The sequence below is a fragment of the Aeromicrobium sp. JJY06 genome, from assembly GCF_044069275.1.
Lineage (GTDB): Bacteria > Actinomycetota > Actinomycetes > Propionibacteriales > Nocardioidaceae > Aeromicrobium > Aeromicrobium tamlense.
This window is the reverse complement of sequence record NZ_JBIMRD010000002.1, coordinates 462,416-478,989: the sequence shown is the minus strand read 5'-3', so window position 1 is coordinate 478,989 and position 16,574 is coordinate 462,416. Positions and strand designations below refer to the sequence as shown.

Annotated in this window: 15 protein-coding genes and 3 riboswitches; of the genes, 11 read left to right on the top strand and 4 right to left on the bottom strand. The window is 74.9% G+C overall.

The window, feature by feature from the left end:
• Positions 1-44 precede the first annotated feature (44 nt).
• A riboswitch (cobalamin riboswitch) is annotated at positions 45-227 on the bottom strand.
• Positions 228-276: 49 nt separating this feature from the next.
• From ACGWYL_RS13770 to ACGWYL_RS13760, 3 genes are read left to right on the top strand one after another with little or no spacing between them, the layout of a single operon-like run.
• Positions 277-1,155: a nitrite reductase gene (locus ACGWYL_RS13770; RefSeq protein WP_395487469.1), complete on the top strand. Its 879-nt coding sequence runs from the start codon at positions 277-279 to the stop codon at positions 1,153-1,155.
• Positions 1,152-1,817 (top strand): precorrin-8X methylmutase, encoded by a 666-nt coding sequence (locus tag ACGWYL_RS13765; RefSeq protein ID WP_179424405.1) that lies wholly within the window; start codon positions 1,152-1,154, stop codon positions 1,815-1,817. The genes ACGWYL_RS13770 and ACGWYL_RS13765 overlap by 4 nt, the downstream gene beginning before the upstream one ends.
• Positions 1,814-3,316 (top strand): precorrin-2 C(20)-methyltransferase, encoded by a 1,503-nt coding sequence (locus ACGWYL_RS13760; protein ID WP_395487468.1) that lies wholly within the window; start codon positions 1,814-1,816, stop codon positions 3,314-3,316. Before ACGWYL_RS13765 ends, ACGWYL_RS13760 begins: the two co-directional genes overlap by 4 nt.
• Before the next feature lie 161 nt (positions 3,317-3,477).
• Here the strand turns inward: ACGWYL_RS13760 and cobM are convergent, their stop codons facing one another.
• Positions 3,478-4,233 (bottom strand): precorrin-4 C(11)-methyltransferase, encoded by a 756-nt coding sequence (gene cobM / locus ACGWYL_RS13755; protein WP_179424407.1) that lies wholly within the window; start codon positions 4,231-4,233, stop codon positions 3,478-3,480.
• Positions 4,230-5,435, bottom strand: a complete 1,206-nt coding sequence (gene cbiE, locus ACGWYL_RS13750; RefSeq protein WP_395487467.1) for a precorrin-6y C5,15-methyltransferase (decarboxylating) subunit CbiE — start codon at positions 5,433-5,435, stop codon at positions 4,230-4,232. Before cbiE ends, cobM begins: the two co-directional genes overlap by 4 nt.
• A 70-nt stretch (positions 5,436-5,505) precedes the next feature.
• Positions 5,506-5,652, top strand: a riboswitch (cobalamin riboswitch).
• A gap of 46 nt (positions 5,653-5,698) precedes the next feature.
• On the opposite strand from cbiE, the gene ACGWYL_RS13745 reads away from it, so the two are divergent.
• The 8 genes from ACGWYL_RS13745 (at position 5,699) to ACGWYL_RS13710 (ending at position 14,383) form a co-directional block, all read left to right on the top strand.
• Complete coding sequence (locus tag ACGWYL_RS13745) at positions 5,699-7,705, top strand: VWA domain-containing protein (RefSeq protein WP_395487466.1); 2,007 nt, start codon at positions 5,699-5,701, stop codon at positions 7,703-7,705.
• Position 7,706: 1 nt separating this feature from the next.
• Positions 7,707-8,321, top strand: coding sequence for a cob(I)yrinic acid a,c-diamide adenosyltransferase (cobO, locus tag ACGWYL_RS13740; protein WP_179424410.1), 615 nt, complete (start codon positions 7,707-7,709; stop codon positions 8,319-8,321).
• The gene (locus ACGWYL_RS13735) at positions 8,318-10,735 is read left to right on the top strand and encodes a cobyrinate a,c-diamide synthase (RefSeq protein ID WP_395487465.1); all 2,418 of its coding nucleotides are present in this window, start codon (positions 8,318-8,320) and stop codon (positions 10,733-10,735) included. Before cobO ends, ACGWYL_RS13735 begins: the two co-directional genes overlap by 4 nt.
• A gap of 203 nt (positions 10,736-10,938) precedes the next feature.
• Positions 10,939-11,700 (top strand): uroporphyrinogen-III C-methyltransferase, encoded by a 762-nt coding sequence (cobA, locus tag ACGWYL_RS13730; RefSeq protein ID WP_395487674.1) that lies wholly within the window; start codon positions 10,939-10,941, stop codon positions 11,698-11,700.
• Positions 11,697-12,179 carry a histidine phosphatase family protein gene (locus ACGWYL_RS13725; RefSeq protein ID WP_395487464.1) on the top strand — a complete coding sequence of 161 codons (483 nt, stop codon included), beginning with the start codon at positions 11,697-11,699 and terminating at the stop codon, positions 12,177-12,179. Before cobA ends, ACGWYL_RS13725 begins: the two co-directional genes overlap by 4 nt.
• A riboswitch (cobalamin riboswitch) is annotated at positions 12,166-12,227 on the top strand. It overlaps the preceding gene by 14 nt.
• 56 nt (positions 12,228-12,283) lie before the next feature.
• Entirely contained in the window at positions 12,284-12,493 is a 210-nt protein-coding gene (locus ACGWYL_RS13720; RefSeq protein WP_179424414.1) for a CbtB-domain containing protein, read from the top strand.
• A gap of 124 nt (positions 12,494-12,617) precedes the next feature.
• Positions 12,618-13,427: a CbtA family protein gene (locus ACGWYL_RS13715; protein ID WP_395487463.1), complete on the top strand. Its 810-nt coding sequence runs from the start codon at positions 12,618-12,620 to the stop codon at positions 13,425-13,427.
• Complete coding sequence (locus ACGWYL_RS13710) at positions 13,424-14,383, top strand: cobalamin biosynthesis protein (RefSeq protein ID WP_395487462.1); 960 nt, start codon at positions 13,424-13,426, stop codon at positions 14,381-14,383. The genes ACGWYL_RS13715 and ACGWYL_RS13710 overlap by 4 nt, the downstream gene beginning before the upstream one ends.
• Here ACGWYL_RS13710 and ACGWYL_RS13705 read toward each other — a convergent pair.
• On the bottom strand, positions 14,322-15,062 hold the full coding sequence (locus tag ACGWYL_RS13705; RefSeq protein ID WP_395487461.1) for a cobalt-precorrin-6A reductase: 741 nt from the start codon (positions 15,060-15,062) through the stop codon (positions 14,322-14,324). The two genes, ACGWYL_RS13710 and ACGWYL_RS13705, sit on opposite strands and share 62 nt — an antisense overlap.
• Positions 15,059-16,555, bottom strand: a complete 1,497-nt coding sequence (locus tag ACGWYL_RS13700) for a cobyric acid synthase (protein WP_395487460.1) — start codon at positions 16,553-16,555, stop codon at positions 15,059-15,061. Before ACGWYL_RS13700 ends, ACGWYL_RS13705 begins: the two co-directional genes overlap by 4 nt.
• Between the last annotated feature and the right edge of the window lie 19 nt (positions 16,556-16,574).

Here is a 16,574-nt window from a genome sequence, read left to right as displayed (position 1 = left end):
TTCGAGGTCTGGGGCTCGTTCGCGAAGCCCGGTGGGACCAGACGGCGGTTGCCGTGAGGGCCAGCAGGTCTTCGGACTCGGGATCGACCGGACGGAGCGCCTTCCCAGACCTCTCGGTCCAGTGGCTGTGTGCCCCGCCCGTCACCCTCACCGCTGCGCGTCAGTCCCGGACTCTCACCGGGTTCCCTGGCTCATCGCTGAGTTTGACTGGCGAGCCGACCGTAGCAGTCCCGCGGCGGGACGTGCGGCGGCAGGGCCGGATGGCACCATGTCGGCGTGACCGAACGGACCCGCCGCGACCTGTGCCCCGGCCTGCTGCGCCCCTGGATCGCCGACGACGGCGCCCTGGTGCGCGTGCGAGTGCCGGGCGGCCGCCTCACGACCGACGCATTGCGCGGACTGCACGAGGTCGCCGAGTCGCACGGGGACGGCGCCGTGCACCTGACCTCCCGAGCCAACCTGCAGGTCCGCGGCATCGCGCACGACGACGGCTGCCTGCCCGACGCCGTCGTCGATGCCGTGATGGCGACCGGCCTGATGCCGTCGGCCTCGCACGAGCGGGTCCGCAACATCATGGCCTCGCCCCTCACCGGGATCGTCGGAGGCCGCGTCGACCTGCGACCTGCCGTGCGCGAGCTGGACGAGCGTCTGTGCGCCGATCCCATGCTCGCCGCGCTCGCCGGTCGCTTCCTGTTCGTGCTCGACGACGGACGCGGCGACGTCGCGGGCCGCGACCTCGACCTGGGTCTCGTGGCGGTCTCGACGACCGAGGCGCAGCTCCGTGCCGGGCGTTCGGCGTGGGGTCCGGCCGTGCCCGTCGCGGAGGCCGCGGAGGCGCTCGCGGGCCTCGCCCGGAGGTTCGTCGCGGCCGCCGGTGCCCAGCCCGAGTCGCCGTGGCACGTCGACGAGCTGCCCGGCGCCGGAGCCGGCCTCCTAGGGCACGTCCACGAACGCCGTGACGAGACCCGGGTGTCGGCCGAGCCGCCGCCGCTTGGCAGGATCACGCAGGACGACGGCCGGCTCGCGCTGCACCTGGCGGCACCGGGCGGACGTCTCGACCGGCGGCTGATGGACGACGTCCTCGCGCTGGACGCCCCGCTCGTCGTGATCACGCCGTGGCGCACCCTGATCGTCCCCGACCTGGAGAACGCATGACCCTCGCCCCACCCGCCCGCCGGTACGCCTACGAGACCGACGGCGCCCAGATCTACGTCGACTCGTTCGCCACGATCCGCGCCGAGGCCGACCTGACGGGCGTGCCGGCGGGCGCCGAGAAGGTCGCCGTGCGGATGATCCACGCCTGCGGTCAGACCGACCTCGCCCGCGACCTCGTGATCCACCCCGCGCTGGTGTCGGCCGCGCGCGCGGCGCTGGAGTCGGGCGCGCCGATCCTCACCGACGCGCACATGGTGGCCTCGGGCGTCACCCGCGCTCGGCTCCCCCGCGACAACGAGGTCCGGTGCCTGCTGCGCGACGAGCGGGTCCCGGAGCTGGCCAAGGCGTGGTCGACCACCCGGTCGGCCGCCGCGGTCTCGCTGTGGACCGAGCACCTCGAGGGCGCCGTCGTGGCGTTCGGGAACGCCCCGACGGCCCTGTTCCACCTGCTCGAGATGCTGCGCGACGGGGCCCCGCGTCCCGCCGCGATCATCGGGACGCCGGTCGGCTTCATCGGCGCCGCGGAGTCGAAGCAGGCCCTGATCGACCTCGCCTCGGACGTGCCCGGACTCGACGTCCCGTACCTCGTCGTCACCGGGCGCCGCGGCGGCTCCGCGATGGCCGCCTCGGCCCTCAACGCGCTCGCCCAGGAGCGCGAGTGACCGGGCGGCTGTACGGCGTCGGCGTGGGCCCCGGCGACCCCGAGCTGATCACCCTCAAGGCCGCCAGGCTCATCGAGTCCGCGGACGTCATCGCCTACCACCAGGGCGTCGGCAAGCAGTCGAACGCGCGCCGCATCGCCGCCGGCCTGTTGCGCCCGGGCGTCGCGGAGGAGGCGCTGGTCTACCCGGTCACGACGCAGGTCAGCGACCATCCCGGCGGGTACGCCGGCGCGATGGCCGACTTCTACGCCGACTGCGAGCGTCGGGTCCGTGAGCACCTCGCCGCCGGCCGCGACGTCGTCGTCCTGGCCGAGGGCGACCCGATGCTCTACGGCTCGTTCATGTACCTGCACGACCGGCTCCACGGTGAGTTCGAGACGCACGTCGTCGCCGGCGTTCCGGCCTTCGCCGCGGCGACCGCGACCACCGCCCTGCCGCTCGTGCGGCAGACCGACGTGCTGACCGTGCTGCCCGGGACGCTGCCCGAGCCCGAGCTGGCCCGGCGCCTCGCGGACACCGACGGCGCCGTGATCATGAAGCTCGGCCGGACCTTCGCGAAGGTGCGCTCGGCCCTCGAGCAGGCCGGCCGCGTCGAGGGCTCCTGGTACGTCGAGCGCGCGTCGATGGACGCCGAGCGGGTGCTGCCCGTGGCCGAGGTCGATCCCGAGACCGTGCCGTACTTCTCGATCGTGCTCGTTCCGGGCGACACCCGCCCCGGAGTCGCGCGCTACGAGAGCCCGGCACCCGAGGCCGTCACGCCCGCCGTGGACGCCGAGGTCGTCGTCGTGGGCCTGGGCCCCGGGCCGGACGCGTGGCTCTCGCCCGAGGCCACGCAGGTGCTCGCCGAGGTCGGTCACGTCGTCGGCTACGGCCCCTACGTGGAGCGGGTCCCCCAGCGCTCCGGCCTGGTGCGTCACGCGTCGGGCAACACGGTGGAGGTCGACCGCGCTCGTGACGCCCTCGAGCTGGCGCTCGCCGGCGAGCGCGTGGCCGTCGTGTCGGGCGGTGACGCCGGCATCTTCGGCATGGCGTCGGCCGTCTTCGAGGCCGCGGAGGACCCGCGCTACGCCGACGTCGCCGTGCGCGTCGTCCCCGGCATCTCGGCCGTCCAGGCGGTCGCCGCGCGCGCCGGAGCACCGATCGGCGCGGACTTCGCCGTCATGAGCCTCTCCGACCGGCTCAAGCCGTGGGAGGTCGTCGAGCAGCGGCTCCGCGCCGTGGCCGCGGCCGACCTCGTGCTCGCGCTGTACAACCCCCGGTCGCGCTCGCGCACCGAGCAGGTCGCGCAGGCACGGGCAGTGCTGCTGGAGCACAAGTCGCCCGACACCGTGGTGGTCGTCGGACGCGACGTCGGCCGTGCCGAGGAGAGCCTCACGGTCACCACGCTCGGCGAGCTCGACCCCGAGACGGTCGACATGAAGTGCCTGCTGCTGATCGGCGCGTCGTCCACGCGGGTCACGCCGTCCGGACGCGTCTGGAGCCCGCGCTTCGTGCAGTGACGGGTGAGCGGTGAGCTGGCAACCCCACGAGGCCCGGATGCGGTTGCTCACTCACCGCCGCCCCAGCCACCCGGGGTGAGCGGTGCGCTGACAACCCCACGAGGCCCCCATGCGGTTGCTGACTCACCGCCGCCCCAGCCGAGGTCGCCGCAGGGGTGGTCCTAGGGGCGCTGGCGACGCTCGCGGCTGGCCGCGTAGAGGTACGACTCGCCGCCTCGCACGTCGGGAGCCAAGGCGGGGCCGACGAGGATCACCGCGGCCTGGCGCAGCCCGGCGGCCTCTACCTGGTCGGCGATGTCGGCGAGCGTGCCGCGCAGCACGAGCTCGTCGGGCTGGGTGGCCTTCGACACCACCGCCACGGCGCAGTCGGCGCCGTAGTGCTCGGCCAGCTCGGCCGCGAGCTCGCGCGTGCGCGTGATCCCCAGGTGCAGGGCGAGCGTCGCGCCGGTCGCGGCGAACGCCGCGAGCTGCTCACCCGCCGGCATCTGCGTGGAGCGCGCCTGCGTGCGGGTGAGGACGACGGACTGCGCCAGCTCGGGGACGGTGAGCTCGGCGCCGACGATCGCCGCGGCGGCGGCGTAGGCGGGCACGCCGGGAGTGACGTCCCACGCCACCGAGGCGGCGTCGAGCCGGCGCGCCTGCTCGTGGACGGCCGAGTACAGCGAGGGGTCGCCGGAGCACAGACGCACGACCTCGAGTCCCTCGCGGTGGGCGTCGACCAGCGCGGCCGTGATCTCCTCGAGGTCGAGGTGCTGCGTGTCGACCAGCCGCGCCCCGTCGCGGCAGTGGCCGAGGACCTCGGCGTCGAGGTAGGTGCCGGCGTACAGGACCACGTCGGCCCGCTCCAGCAGCCGCACCGCGCGCAGGGTGAGCAGGTCGGCCGCGCCGGGTCCGGCGCCGACGAAGTGGACGGTCATGAGTCTCCCTTGACGATGGACCACTGGCTGACGGCGCGGGCGGGCGTCCAACCGGTGAAGGTGCCGAGCGGCTCGGCGCGCTCGACGTGAAGGCGGACGAGCTCGCCGCCATGACGACGGTACCGATCGAGGAGGACGGCCTCGGTCTCGGCCGTGACGGCGTGGACGACGAGCCGGCCGCCGGGCAGCAGCGCCGTCCAGCACGCGTCCAGCACGCCGTCGACCGTGGCGCCACCCCCGACGAAGACCGCGTCGGGTCGCTCGAGGCCGGACAGCGCGGCGGGTGCGTCGCCCTCCACGACCTCGAGGCCCGGGACACCGTGGGCGTCCGCGTTCCGGCGCACGAGGGTCGCCCGGTCGGGACGGGACTCGATCGCGATCGCACGGGCGCTGGGCCACGCGCGCATCCACTCGACGCCGATCGAGCCGCTTCCGGCGCCGACGTCCCACAGCAGCTGACCGGGAGCCGGAGCGAGCCGCGCGAGGGCGCTGGCGCGCACGTCGCGCTTCGTGATCTGGCCGGCGTGGTCGAAGGCGTCGTCGGGCAGCACGCCGCCGACGGCCCAGCCGGGTCCGGCGCCACGGACCTCGACGGCCAGCACGTTCAGGCGCGGGGCGGTCGCGTGCCAGGCGTCCGCGGTGCCCTCGATCCGGGTCTCGTCCGCGCCGCCGAGGTCCCCCAGCACGACGAGCCGCGAGGCGCCCCAGCCGAGGTCGGTCAGCAGCGTCGCCACGGCCGCGGGGGTGGACTCGTCGCTCGACAGCACGAGCAGGCGGCCGTGCGCGGACAGGGCAGGAACGACGAGTCGCACGTCCCGTCCGACGACGCTGACGACGCCCACCGACTCCGCGGGCCAGCCCATCCGGGCGCGCGCCAGCGCCACCGACGACACCGCCGGCACGATCACGACGCGCTCGGTCCCGAGCAGGTCGATCAGCGTCGTGCCGATGCCCGAGACCAGCGGATCACCGGACGCGAGCGCCACCACGGGACCCTCGGCCGCCGCCACGAGATCGGGCAGTCCGTCCCGCAGCGGCGACGGCCACGGACGGCGGATCTGGCCCGGGATCGCGGGGACGCCGGCCAGGTGCCGGTCGCCGCCGAGCAGCGTCCGCGCGCCCTCCACGATCGCCCTCGACGAGGCCGGCAGACCGTCCCAGCCGTCGGCCCCGACGCCGACCACGGTCACGTGCACGCTCATGGTCGAGGACCCTAGCCCGGTCGTCCCGGCCACCGGGCCCCCCGTCCGGTCCGCCACGGATGCGTCTAGGGTGATCGCGAAGGTTCGAGGTGCCCCACGGCCGTTTGGCCACGGGGAGAATCTGGGAAGCCGGTGAGAATCCGGCACAGGGCCCGCTGCGGTGACTCAGGCACAGATCTGGGAAGTCCGAAGACCGGCCTCGATCCGACCCGGGGCGCAATCCGCGTCCCGGACCGACATGGCAGATCGAGCGGGAGCCCTACATGCCAGCGCAGTATCCGTTTTGTGCCGTCGTCGGCTCCGACGACATGACCCTCGCCCTCACCCTGGTCGCGATCGACCCGCTCATCGGCGGCGTCCTGGTCCGCGGGGAGAAGGGCACCGCCAAGACCACCACGGTCCGCGGCCTCGCCGAGGTGCTGCCCCCGGTGCGCGCCTATGACGGTGATCGGTTCTCGATCGATCCCGCGGACCCCGACGCCGTCTCGCCCGACGGTCCGTTCGGCGCCGTGACGCCGGTCGTCGAGCGCCCGGTGCGGCTGGTCGAGCTGCCCGTGGGTGCGAGCGACGACCGGGTCACCGGATCGCTCAAGCTCGACTCCGCCCTGCGCGACGGCCGCGTCGAGCTCGAGCCCGGCCTGCTCGCCCGCGCCCACCGCGGCCTGCTCTACGTCGACGAGGTCAACCTGCTGCACGACCACCTCGTCGACCTGCTGCTGGACGCCGCCGCCACCGGCCGCGTCAGCATCGAGCGCGACGGCGTCTCCGCCGAGCACGCCTCGCGGTTCGTGCTGATCGGCACCATGAACCCCGAGGAGGGTGAGCTGCGCCCGCAGCTGCTCGACCGGTTCGGCCTCACGGTCGAGGTGGCCGCGCCGCGCGATCCCGCCCTACGGGTCGAGGTGGTGCGCCGCCGGCTGGCGTTCGACGCCGACCCCGAGGGCTTCGCGGGGCGCTGGGCCGCCGAGCAGGAGCTGCTCCGCACTCGCCTCGCCGACGCCCAGGGGCGGGTCCGCGACGTCGTCCTCGACGACGAGACCCTCACCACGATCGCCGAGATCTGCGCCGCGTTCGACGTGGACGGACTGCGCGCCGACCTCGTGACCGCCCGCACGGCCGCAGCCCACGCGGCATGGCAGGGCCGCACGCAGGTGACCCGCGAGGACGTCCGGGTCGCCGCGCGCCTCGCTCTCCCCCACCGCCGCCGGCGCAACCCGTTCGACGAGCCGGGCCTGGACGAGGACCGCCTCGACGACCTGCTCGGCTCCGACGAGCCCGACCCCGGTCCGGACGGGCCGGACGACGACGGCCCCGGTGGCGACGGCGGCTCCGACGACTCCCCGCCTGACGGCACCCCACCCGAGACTCCCCCGCAGGAGAGCTCCGAGTCGCCCGACGACGAGCGCCGTCCCGCGCCGGCCGGTGCCGGCTCGGTGGCGTCCGCCGGCGAGCCCAGCCGGGCCCGGCTGCTCGTGGTCCGCGGCACGGGCGAGGGCCAGTCCGGGCGCCGCTCGCGCGCTCGCACCGCGCAGGGGCGTGTCGCCGGCGTCCGGCACGACGGCGAGCCCACCGGCCGGCTCCACCTGCCCGCGACGATCGCCGCCGCGGCTCCGCACCAGCTCGCCCGCCGGGGACTCCTCGACGGCCGGGGACTCGCGCTCGACATCTCCGACGTGCGCCGCGCCGAGACCGTCGGCCAGGAGTCGAACCTCGTGCTGCTGTGCGTGGACGCCTCCGGGTCGATGGCCGCGCGCCGCCGGATGGAGCAGGTCAAGACCGCGGTGCTGTCGCTGCTGCTGGACGCGTACCGCCGCCGCGACAAGGTCGCCCTCGTGACGTTCCGCCAGCACGACGCCGAGATCGTCCTGCCGCCCACCGGGTCGGTCGAGGTGGCGTCCCGCCGGCTCGCGGACCTGCCAGCCGGCGGCCGCACGCCACTGGCCGAAGGGCTGCACCGGGCCGCCGAGGTCGTCCGCCGCGAGGCGCTGCGCGACCCGTCCCGCCGTCCTCTGCTCGTGGTCGTCACGGACGGCCGCGCCACGTCCGGCCCGGATGCCCTCGCCCGGGCCCACCACGCCGCCCGCCACGTCGCCGCGGCCGGGATCCAGAGCGTGGTCGTGGACTGCGAGTCGGGGCGCTTCCGGCTCGGGCTCGGAGTCGAGCTCGCCACCCACCTGCAGGCCGAGCACGTGCCGCTGGGCGAGGTGACCGCCGACGGCCTCACCTGCGTCGTCCACGCGGCCACCGCGCCGCGCGAGGGGGTGGCCTGACATGCCGCAGGGTCAGCCCCTGGTCGTCCCGGACGACGGCCTCACCACCCGCCAGCGCCGCAACCGGCCGCTGCTGATGGTCCACACCGGGAACGGGAAGGGGAAGTCGACGGCCGCGTTCGGCCTCGCCATCCGCGGCTGGAACCAGGGCTGGGACATCGGCGTCTTCCAGTTCGTGAAGTCCGCGAAGTGGCGCATCGGCGAGCAGACCGTGCTCGAGCGCCTCGCCCGACTCCACGAGGAGACCGGCGAGGGAGGACCGGTCGAGTGGCACAAGATGGGCTCGGGCTGGTCCTGGAGCCGCAAGGGCGGCACCGAGGCCGACCACGCCGCGGACGCCGCCGAGGGCTGGGCCGAGGTCAAGCGCCGGATCCGGGCCGAGCGGCACCGGCTCTACGTCCTCGACGAGTTCACCTACCCGATGCAGTGGGGCTGGGTGGACGTCGACGACGTCGTCGAGACGCTCGCGAACCGTCCCGGCAGCCAGCACGTCGTGGTCACCGGACGCCGTGCCGACGCCCGGCTGGTGGAGGTCGCCGACCTCGTGACCGAGATGACCCACGTGAAGCACCCCATGGACGTGGGCCAGAAGGGTCAGCGAGGCATCGAGTGGTGAACCTGCCACGGGTCCTCGTGGCAGCCCCGGCGTCGGGGCACGGCAAGACGACGATCGCGACCGGCCTGATGGCCGCGCTCGCCGCCCGCGGGCACGTCGTCTCCGGCCACAAGGTGGGCCCCGACTACATCGACCCCGGCTACCACGCGCTCGCGACCGGCCGTCCCGGCCGCAACCTCGACCCGCACCTGACCGATCCGTCCCTCATGGTCCCGCTCCTGCTCCACGGCGCGCGCGGGGCCGACCTCGCCGTCGTCGAGGGCGTGATGGGGCTGTTCGACGGCCAGATCGGTGGCGACGGCTTCGCCTCCTCGGCCCACGTCGCCGCGCTCACCCGGACGCCCGTCGTCCTGGTGGTCGACGTCTCGCACGCGTCGCGCAGCATCGGCGCCGTCGTCCACGGGATGGCCACCTTCGAGCCCGGCGTGACCATCGCGGGCGTCGTGCTGAACAAGGCAGGATCGTCGCGGCACGCCACCGAGGTCGTGCGGGCCGTCGAGCGCACGGGAGTCCCCGTCCTCGGCGTGCTGGGTCGCGACCAGGGCGTCAGCGCTCCCTCGCGCCACCTCGGGCTGGTGCCCGCGGCGGAGCGCGACGAGGCCGCCGCCGCACTCGACCGCCTCGCCGAGCAGGTGACCGCGGGCATCGACCTCGACGCGGTGCTCGACGTCGCGCGGACGGCTCCCGCGCTGACCGAGGACCCGTGGAGTCCCGCGGACCATGTCATGCGGGTCGCGGACAACTCGCCCGTCGTCGCCGTCGCGGCCGGTCGCGCCTTCACGTTCCGCTACGCCGAGACCACCGAGCTGCTCGAGGCCGCCGGCTGCACCGTCGTCCCGTTCGACCCGGCCCACGACCGACGCCTGCCCGACGGCACGCGCGGGATCTACCTCGGCGGCGGCTTCCCCGAGGTGCACGCCGCCGCCCTCAGCGCGAACACGAGTCTGCGCGCGGACCTGCGCGAGGCGGTCCTGGACGGCGTGCCGACGGTGGCCGAGTGCGCCGGCCTGCTGTACCTCTGCCGCTCGGTGGACGGTCACCCGATGGTGGGCGCACTCGACGCGGACGCCGTCATGACGCCCCGCCTCACGCTGTCGTACCGGCGTCCCACCCTCCACGGCGATCAGCTGCTGGGCGCCGCCGGCACCGAGGCCACCGCGCACGAGTTCCATCGCACGACCGTGACGCCCGTGCACGGCGATCGACCGGCGTGGTCCGTCGACGGGAGCGCGGTCGGCTTCGCGGGGCCCACCCTCAGCGCCTCGTACCTGCACCTGCACTGGGCCGGTCACCCGCAGCTCGCGCAGTCCTTCGCCGGGGCGGTGGCGGCGGCCGGTCCCCACACGGGCGCCGTGGCGGTCGACGTGCTGCCGCAGGAGCCCGCGACGACCGAGCGCCTCGACGACCCGCTGCGCCACCACGGCGACGCGGAGCTGGGCGACGGCCTCGTCGACCTCGCCGTCAACGTGAGCCGGCTCCCCCGCCCGGACTGGCTGGAACGTGCCCTGGCGGAGGGCGTCGCCGCGTCGACCTCCTACCCCGACGCGACCGCGGCCCACGCGGCGGTCGCCCGTCGTCACGGGCGCGGGATCGACGACGTGCTCGTCACGGCCGGCGCGGCAGAGGCGTTCCTGCTGATGGCTCGCGCGCGCAGGTGGCGTCGACCTGTCGTGGTCCACCCCCAGTTCACCGAGCCGGACGTGGCGCTGCGCTCCGCCGGGCACGACGTCACGCACGTCGTGTGCCGTGCCGAGGACGACTTCGCCCTCGTCCCCGAGGACGTGCCCGAGGACGCCGACCTCGTCGTCGTGGGCAATCCCACGAACCCGACCGGACGCCTCCATCCGGCCTCCGTGCTGCGCGCACTGTGCCGGCCGGGTCGCGTCGTCGTGGTCGACGAGGCGTTCATGGACTTCGTCCCGGGCGAGACGCAGAGCCTGGCTGCGCACCGCGTTCCCGGCCTGCTGGTCGTGCGCAGCCTCACCAAGCTCTGGTCGATGCCGGGCATCCGCGCGGGCTACGTCGTCGGGGACGCCACCGTCGTCGCCGACCTGCGGGTCCAGCAGGCTCCGTGGTCGGTCAGCACGCCCGCGCTGCACGCCGTCGTGGCCGCCACCGGGCCGCAGGCCGCGGCCGAGACCTACGGGCGCGCCCGCCAGGTGGAGGTGCACCGTCGCGTCCTCGTCGACGGGCTGGCCGAGCTCGGCGTGCCCACCGCGGCGTCCTCCGGCCCGTTCGTCCTGGCCCGCGCCGGGACGGGAGCCCACGCACGCCTGCGCGGGGCGGGGATCGCCGTGCGCCGCGCCGACACCTTCCCGGGCCTCGACGACGGCTGGGTGCGCCTCGCCGTCCGCGAGCCCTCCGTCACCCGCCACCTGCTCACCACGTGGGGAGTCCACACCGCATGCACCTGAACGCCACCGGCCTGTCCGTCCTCGTCCTCGAGGGCGCCGAGCATGCCGTCCCCACCGTCGCGAGCCTCCTCGGCGACGGCGCGTCCGTCACGGTGCGCGCTCCATCCGTCTGCACCGCCCTCCAGGACCTGGCGCAGCGCGGCCACCTGCGCTGGACGCGCGACGAGGTCGATGAGGGCTCGTTCGACCTGGTCGTCCGCCACCTGGCGAGGCCGGTCGTCCGCGAGTCCGCCGGTGCGACGACCGGTCGCGTCACCCTCGTCGGCGCCGGACCCGGCGATCCCGGTCTGGTCACGGTCGCCGGACGCGCCGCGATCGAGACCGCCGACGTCGTGGTCGCCGACCGGCTGGCGCCGTGGGAGGCCCTCGCCTGGGCGCCCGCCCACGCCGAGGTCGTCGACGTCTCGAAGATCCCCTTCGGACGGTCGACCAGCCAGGACGAGATCAACCGGATCCTGGTCGACCACGCCACGGCCGGGCGCCACGTCGTCCGGCTCAAGGGCGGCGACTCGTACGTGTTCGGCCGCGGCTTCGAGGAGGTCCAGGCCTGTGCCGCCGCCGGCATCGCCACGACCGTCATTCCCGGCGTCACCTCCAGCGTCGCGGCGCCCGAGCTCGCCGGCGTCCCGGTGACGCACCGCGGACTCGTCCAGGGCTTCACCGTGATCTCCGGCCACGTGCCTCCGGGCCACCCCGACTCGACGATCGACTACGCGGCGCTCGCCCGCTCGGGCACCACGCTCGTCGTCCTGATGGGCGTGCGCACGCTTCCCGCGATCACCGAGGCGCTCCTGGACGCGGGACTCGACGGCGGCACGCCGTGCGCGCTCGTCGCGGACGCCAGCCTGGCCGGCCAGCGCAGCCTGCGCACCACCCTCGCGAAGGCAGCGTCCGACGCCGCGACCGCAGGGATCGGGGCACCGGCCGTCGCGGTGATCGGTCACGTGGCGGCGCTCGAGCCGTGATCCGTTGGCTGCGGCACGGCGAGTCGACCTGGAACGCCGCGGGCCGGCTCCAGTACGGCGACCCCACCCCACCCCTGACCGAGACCGGACGACGCCAGGCGCGTGACGCCGCCGACCGGCTGCAGGGCGCACCCGTGTGGATGCTGCTGTCCTCCCCCGCTCGGCGTGCGGTGGAGACCGCTGAGATCGTCGCCGAGGTCCTCGGTCTCCCGGTCGAGCTGGACGACCGGCTCGTCGAGCGCGGACGGGACGAGACCGTCGAGTCCGTCCGCTCCCGCCTCGCCGATCTGCTCCACGAGCGCGGCGACGGACTGCTGGTCGTGAGCCACGGCGACACCATCGCGATCGCGGTCGAGCAGCTGACGGGGGTGCCGTGCGCCGTCCCGCAGAACGCGCAGGTCCACGTCACGGACCCTCTGGTCGAGGGTCCCCCGGGGCTGCTAGCCTCGTCACGCCTTGCTGACAGGAAGCCGGTGTGATTCCGGCGCAGTCGCGCTACTGTGACGCCCCTTGGGGCGGAGCCAGACCCTCCAGCCGGGCGAAACATCCATCGATGGGACGCAGCATCCCCAAGGAGTGTCACATGCCTCAGGCAACCGCGGCCGTTCCCGCCGCCCTTCCGCAGATTCCCGTCACGGCCCTCGCGCCCTGGACGGTCTTCTTCTCCCTGCTCACCGTCGTGGTGCTGTTCTTCGTGGGCGCCGAACAGGGTGCGTTCTCGGTCCTCGAGGGAACGCTGGTGCACGAGTGGGTCCACGACGCACGTCACGTCATGGGCTACCCCTGCCACTGACGCGCTCGCGCGTCCTCCTCGCCCGGCTTTGCCCGGGCGCTGACCGGGACCTCTCCCGGATCCACCCAGCTCCACCGGTGGTGGCGACCCGTGCCGCCGCGACCGGTCCACGAACGGAACCCTCATGAACCCTCGCACCTTCCTGGTCCACGGCCTGATCGCCGGCCTCGTCGCCGGCTTCGCGGCCTTCCTCGTCGCCCACGTCGTCGCCGAGCCCCAGATCGACGCCGCCATCGCGCTGGAGGAGGCCGCCTCGGCCGAGCCCGCCGAGCACGGTCACGACGGCGACGCCGCCCCGCACGCCCACGACGACGAGGCCGGAGGCCACAGCCACGGCGAGGAGGCCGAGGTCTCGCGCGGCACGCAGTCCACGTGGGGGCTGGCCACCGGCACGATCCTGCTGGGCACCGTGCTCGGCGGCGCCACGGCGCTCGCGGCAGCCTTCGCCCTGGGACGTCTGGGCTCGCTCGGCCCTCGGGGGTCCACCGCGGTCGTCGCCCTCGTCGGCTTCGTGGCCACCGGCCTCGTGCCGTTCCTGAAGTACCCGTCGACGCCACCTGCCGTCGGCAGCGGCGACACGATCGGAGAGCGCACCGCTCTCTACTTCGGCTTCTGGGCCGTCAGCCTCGTCGCGGCGATCGTCGCCGTCGTCGTCGCCCGTCGCCTGGCCGACCGACTCGGCGGCTTCGAGGCGGTCGTCCTTGGCGCCCTGGGCTACCTCGTGGTGGTCGTGGCCGTCGGGCTGGCGCTGCCGACGGTCAACGAGGTGGGCGACTTCCCGGCCGACACGCTCTGGTACTTCCTCCGCGAGTCGCTCGTCACCGTCGCCGTGCTCTGGGCGGTCCTCGGAGTCGTCCTCACCGGTCTCGTGGGACGCGACGCCGACCGTGCCATGCACGACCGGCGTCGTCGCGAGGCGGCCGCGGCCCTGTGAGCCGGGCGCGCGCCACCGGGATCCTCCTCGGCTTCCTCCTCGACCGGGCACTGGGCGACCCCGCCCGGCTTCACCCCGTCGCGGGACTCGGCCGGTTCGCCGCCACGGTGGAGCGGGTGACTCATCGCGACCACCGCGTCGCCGGGGTGGTGCACCACGCCGCCGTCGTCGGCCCGCTCGTCGTCGGGGCGGTCGCCGCGGAGCGGGTCTGTCGCCGGCCGTGGCAGCGCGTCCTGCTGACGTCCGCGGCCACGTGGGCGGTCCTCGGTGGCCGGTCACTCGTGCGCGAGGGCGAGACCATCGCGGCGCAGCTGGAGCGCGACGACCTCGCGGCGGCACGGCGTCAGGTGACGCACCTGGTGGGTCGCGACCCGAGCGGACTCGACGCGGACGGCGTGAGCCGCGCAGCCGTGGAGTCGTTGGCCGAGAACACCTCCGACGCCGTCGTCGCGCCGCTCCTGTGGGGCGCGGCGCTCGGGGTGCCGGGCCTCGTCGGCTACCGGGCGGTCAACACGCTCGACGCGATGGTGGGCCACCGCAGCCCGCGCTACGAGCGGTTCGGCTGGGCCAGCGCGCGGGTGGACGACGTCGCGAACCTGGTCCCGGCGCGGGTCTCCGCGGCACTCGCGGTGGTGCTCGCACCGGTCGTCGATGGGCGTCCCGCGGACGCGTGGACGGCCTGGCGGCGCGACGCCCGGAGCCACCCGAGCCCGAACGCCGGACCGGTCGAGGCGGCCTTCGCCGGAGCGCTCGGGGTGACGCTGGGTGGCGTCAACGACTACGCCGGACGGCTCGAGGACCGGGCGCGGATGGGCGACGGGCCCGCTCCCGACGTGGCCGACCTCCCCCGCGCGACGCGGCTCGCCACCGCGGTGGCGTGGGCCTCGGCCTGCGTCAGCGTGCTGCTCGCGCTCGCACCCAGGCGCGGGCTGCCGCGGCGTCGCGCACGACGCTGACGCCTTCCGGCGCCCCGGCGCGACGCACCACCACCACGGGGACCCCGCGCTCGGCGGCGACGTCCAGCTTGGCCTCGGTGTGGGAGCCGCCCGAGTCCTTCGTGACCAGCACGTCGGCCCCGGTCATCGCCTCGCGCTCGTGCTCGAGGGTGTACGGACCGCGGCTCTGGACGAGCGTCCACGACGTGGGCAGCTCGATCTCGGGCGGGTCGACGACGCGCACCACACAGGCGAGGTCACGCAGCGGCTCGACGAAGCGGTGCAGGGACTGACGGCCCACGGTCAGGAACGGGCGCTCGCCGAGCGTGGCCGTCACTCGGGCGGCCTCGTCGTGGTCGTCGACCCAGTGCCACGCGCCGGCGTCCGCCCGCTCCGACCAGCCCGGACGCTCGAGACGCACGAGCGGGACGTCAGTGCGCTCGCACGCGGCCGCGGCGTTGCCGCTGATGTTCTCGGCGAACGGGTGGGTGGCGTCCACCACGACGTCCACCCTTGCGTCGCGCAGGTGCGAGGCCAGCCCGTCGATCCCGCCGAAGCCGCCGATGCGGACCTCGCCCACGGGCAGTCGCGGACGGGCCACCCGGCCGGCCAGCGACGTCACGACGTCGTCGCCGTCCTGCACCAGCAGCTCGGCCAGGGCGCGGGCCTCCCGCGTGCCGCCCAGCACGAGGACCCTCACGCGTGCGGTCCGATCGTGGGCACAGTGGGCGCGCCCTGCTGCGCGAGCTGGAGCAGCGCGTCGACGTCGAGGTGCTGCTCGGCGAGGTCGCCGAGGAGGTCGAGTCGGCCCTCGCGCGCGGCCGCGAAGCTGACGCCCGAGGCGCTGAACGAGCCGCCGCGCGATCGTGCCGCGAGGTCGAGGACCGCGGTCCGGAGGTCGTCTGACTCCAGGCTCCCGTGCCACATCGTGCCCAGCACCGCGCCGACGCGCGCACCGCCGAGGAACTCCTCCGCGCCCGCGTCGCGGGTGATCCGGCCGTGGTGGATCTCGTAGCCACCGGCGGCGGCGCCCAGCGCCTCGCCCTCGGGCAGTCGCAGTGTCTTCTCGGCTGCGAACGTCGTCTCGACGGGAAGCAGCCCCAGTCCCGCGACGCTGGTCGGCTCGCCCGCCTCCACTCCCTCGGGGTCGTGCACGTGACGGCCGAGCATCTGGAATCCGCCGCAGATGCCCAGGACGGCGCGGCCCGACTCGGCGTGGCGCGTGATCGCGCGATCGAGGCCGCGCATCCGCAGCCAGGCGAGGTCGGAGACCGTCGCCCGCGTGCCGGGAAGCACCACGAGGTCGGCGTCGGCGAGGTCGCGCGGATCGGCGGTGAACACCACGTCGACGTCGGGCTCGAGGCCGAGCGCGTCCACGTCGGTGAAGTTGCTGATCCGGGGCAGCCGGATCACCGCGACGCGCAACGCGCCCTCGGCGCTGGTCCGGCGCCCTTCGAGGTCGAGGGCGTCCTCGGAGTCCAGCCACACGTCGGGGCTCCACGGCAGGGTGCCGAGGACCCGTCGGCCGGACAGGTCCTCCAGCTGCCGCAGGCCGGGCGCGAGGAGTGACTGGTCGCCGCGGAACTTGTTCACCACGAAGCCGGCGACGAGCGCCTGGTCGGCGGGCTCGAGCAGGGCCACGGTGCCGTAGAACGCGGCGAAGACGCCACCGCGGTCGATGTCGCCGACGACCACGACGGGCATGTCGGCGTGCCGGGCCAGGCCCATGTTGACGTAGTCGCCGGCACGCAGGTTGATCTCGGCCGGACTGCCGGCGCCCTCGGCGACCACGACGTCGAACCGCGACGCGAGGTCGTCGAACGCGGCGTGGGCGGCTGTGGCCAGGTGGGTGCGGCCGCCGATGAACTCGCGGCTGCTGATCTCGCCGGCGGGCTCGCCCATCACGACCACGTGGCTGCGGCGGTCGCCGCCCGGCTTGAGCAGGACGGGGTTCATCGCGGCCTCGGGCTCGGCGCCGGCGGCGAGGGCCTGGACCCACTGCGCGCGCCCGATCTCGGCGCCGTCGGCACACACCATCGAGTTGTTCGACATGTTCTGCGCCTTGTACGGCGCCACACGCAGGCCGCGTCGGGCGAAGGCCCGGCACAGGGCCGTGGTCACGAGGCTCTTGCCCGCGTCGGACGTGGTCCCGGCCACCAGGATCCGGGCGCTGCGGCGGGGCTCGGGGTGCACGGCTCCAGTATCGCGGAGG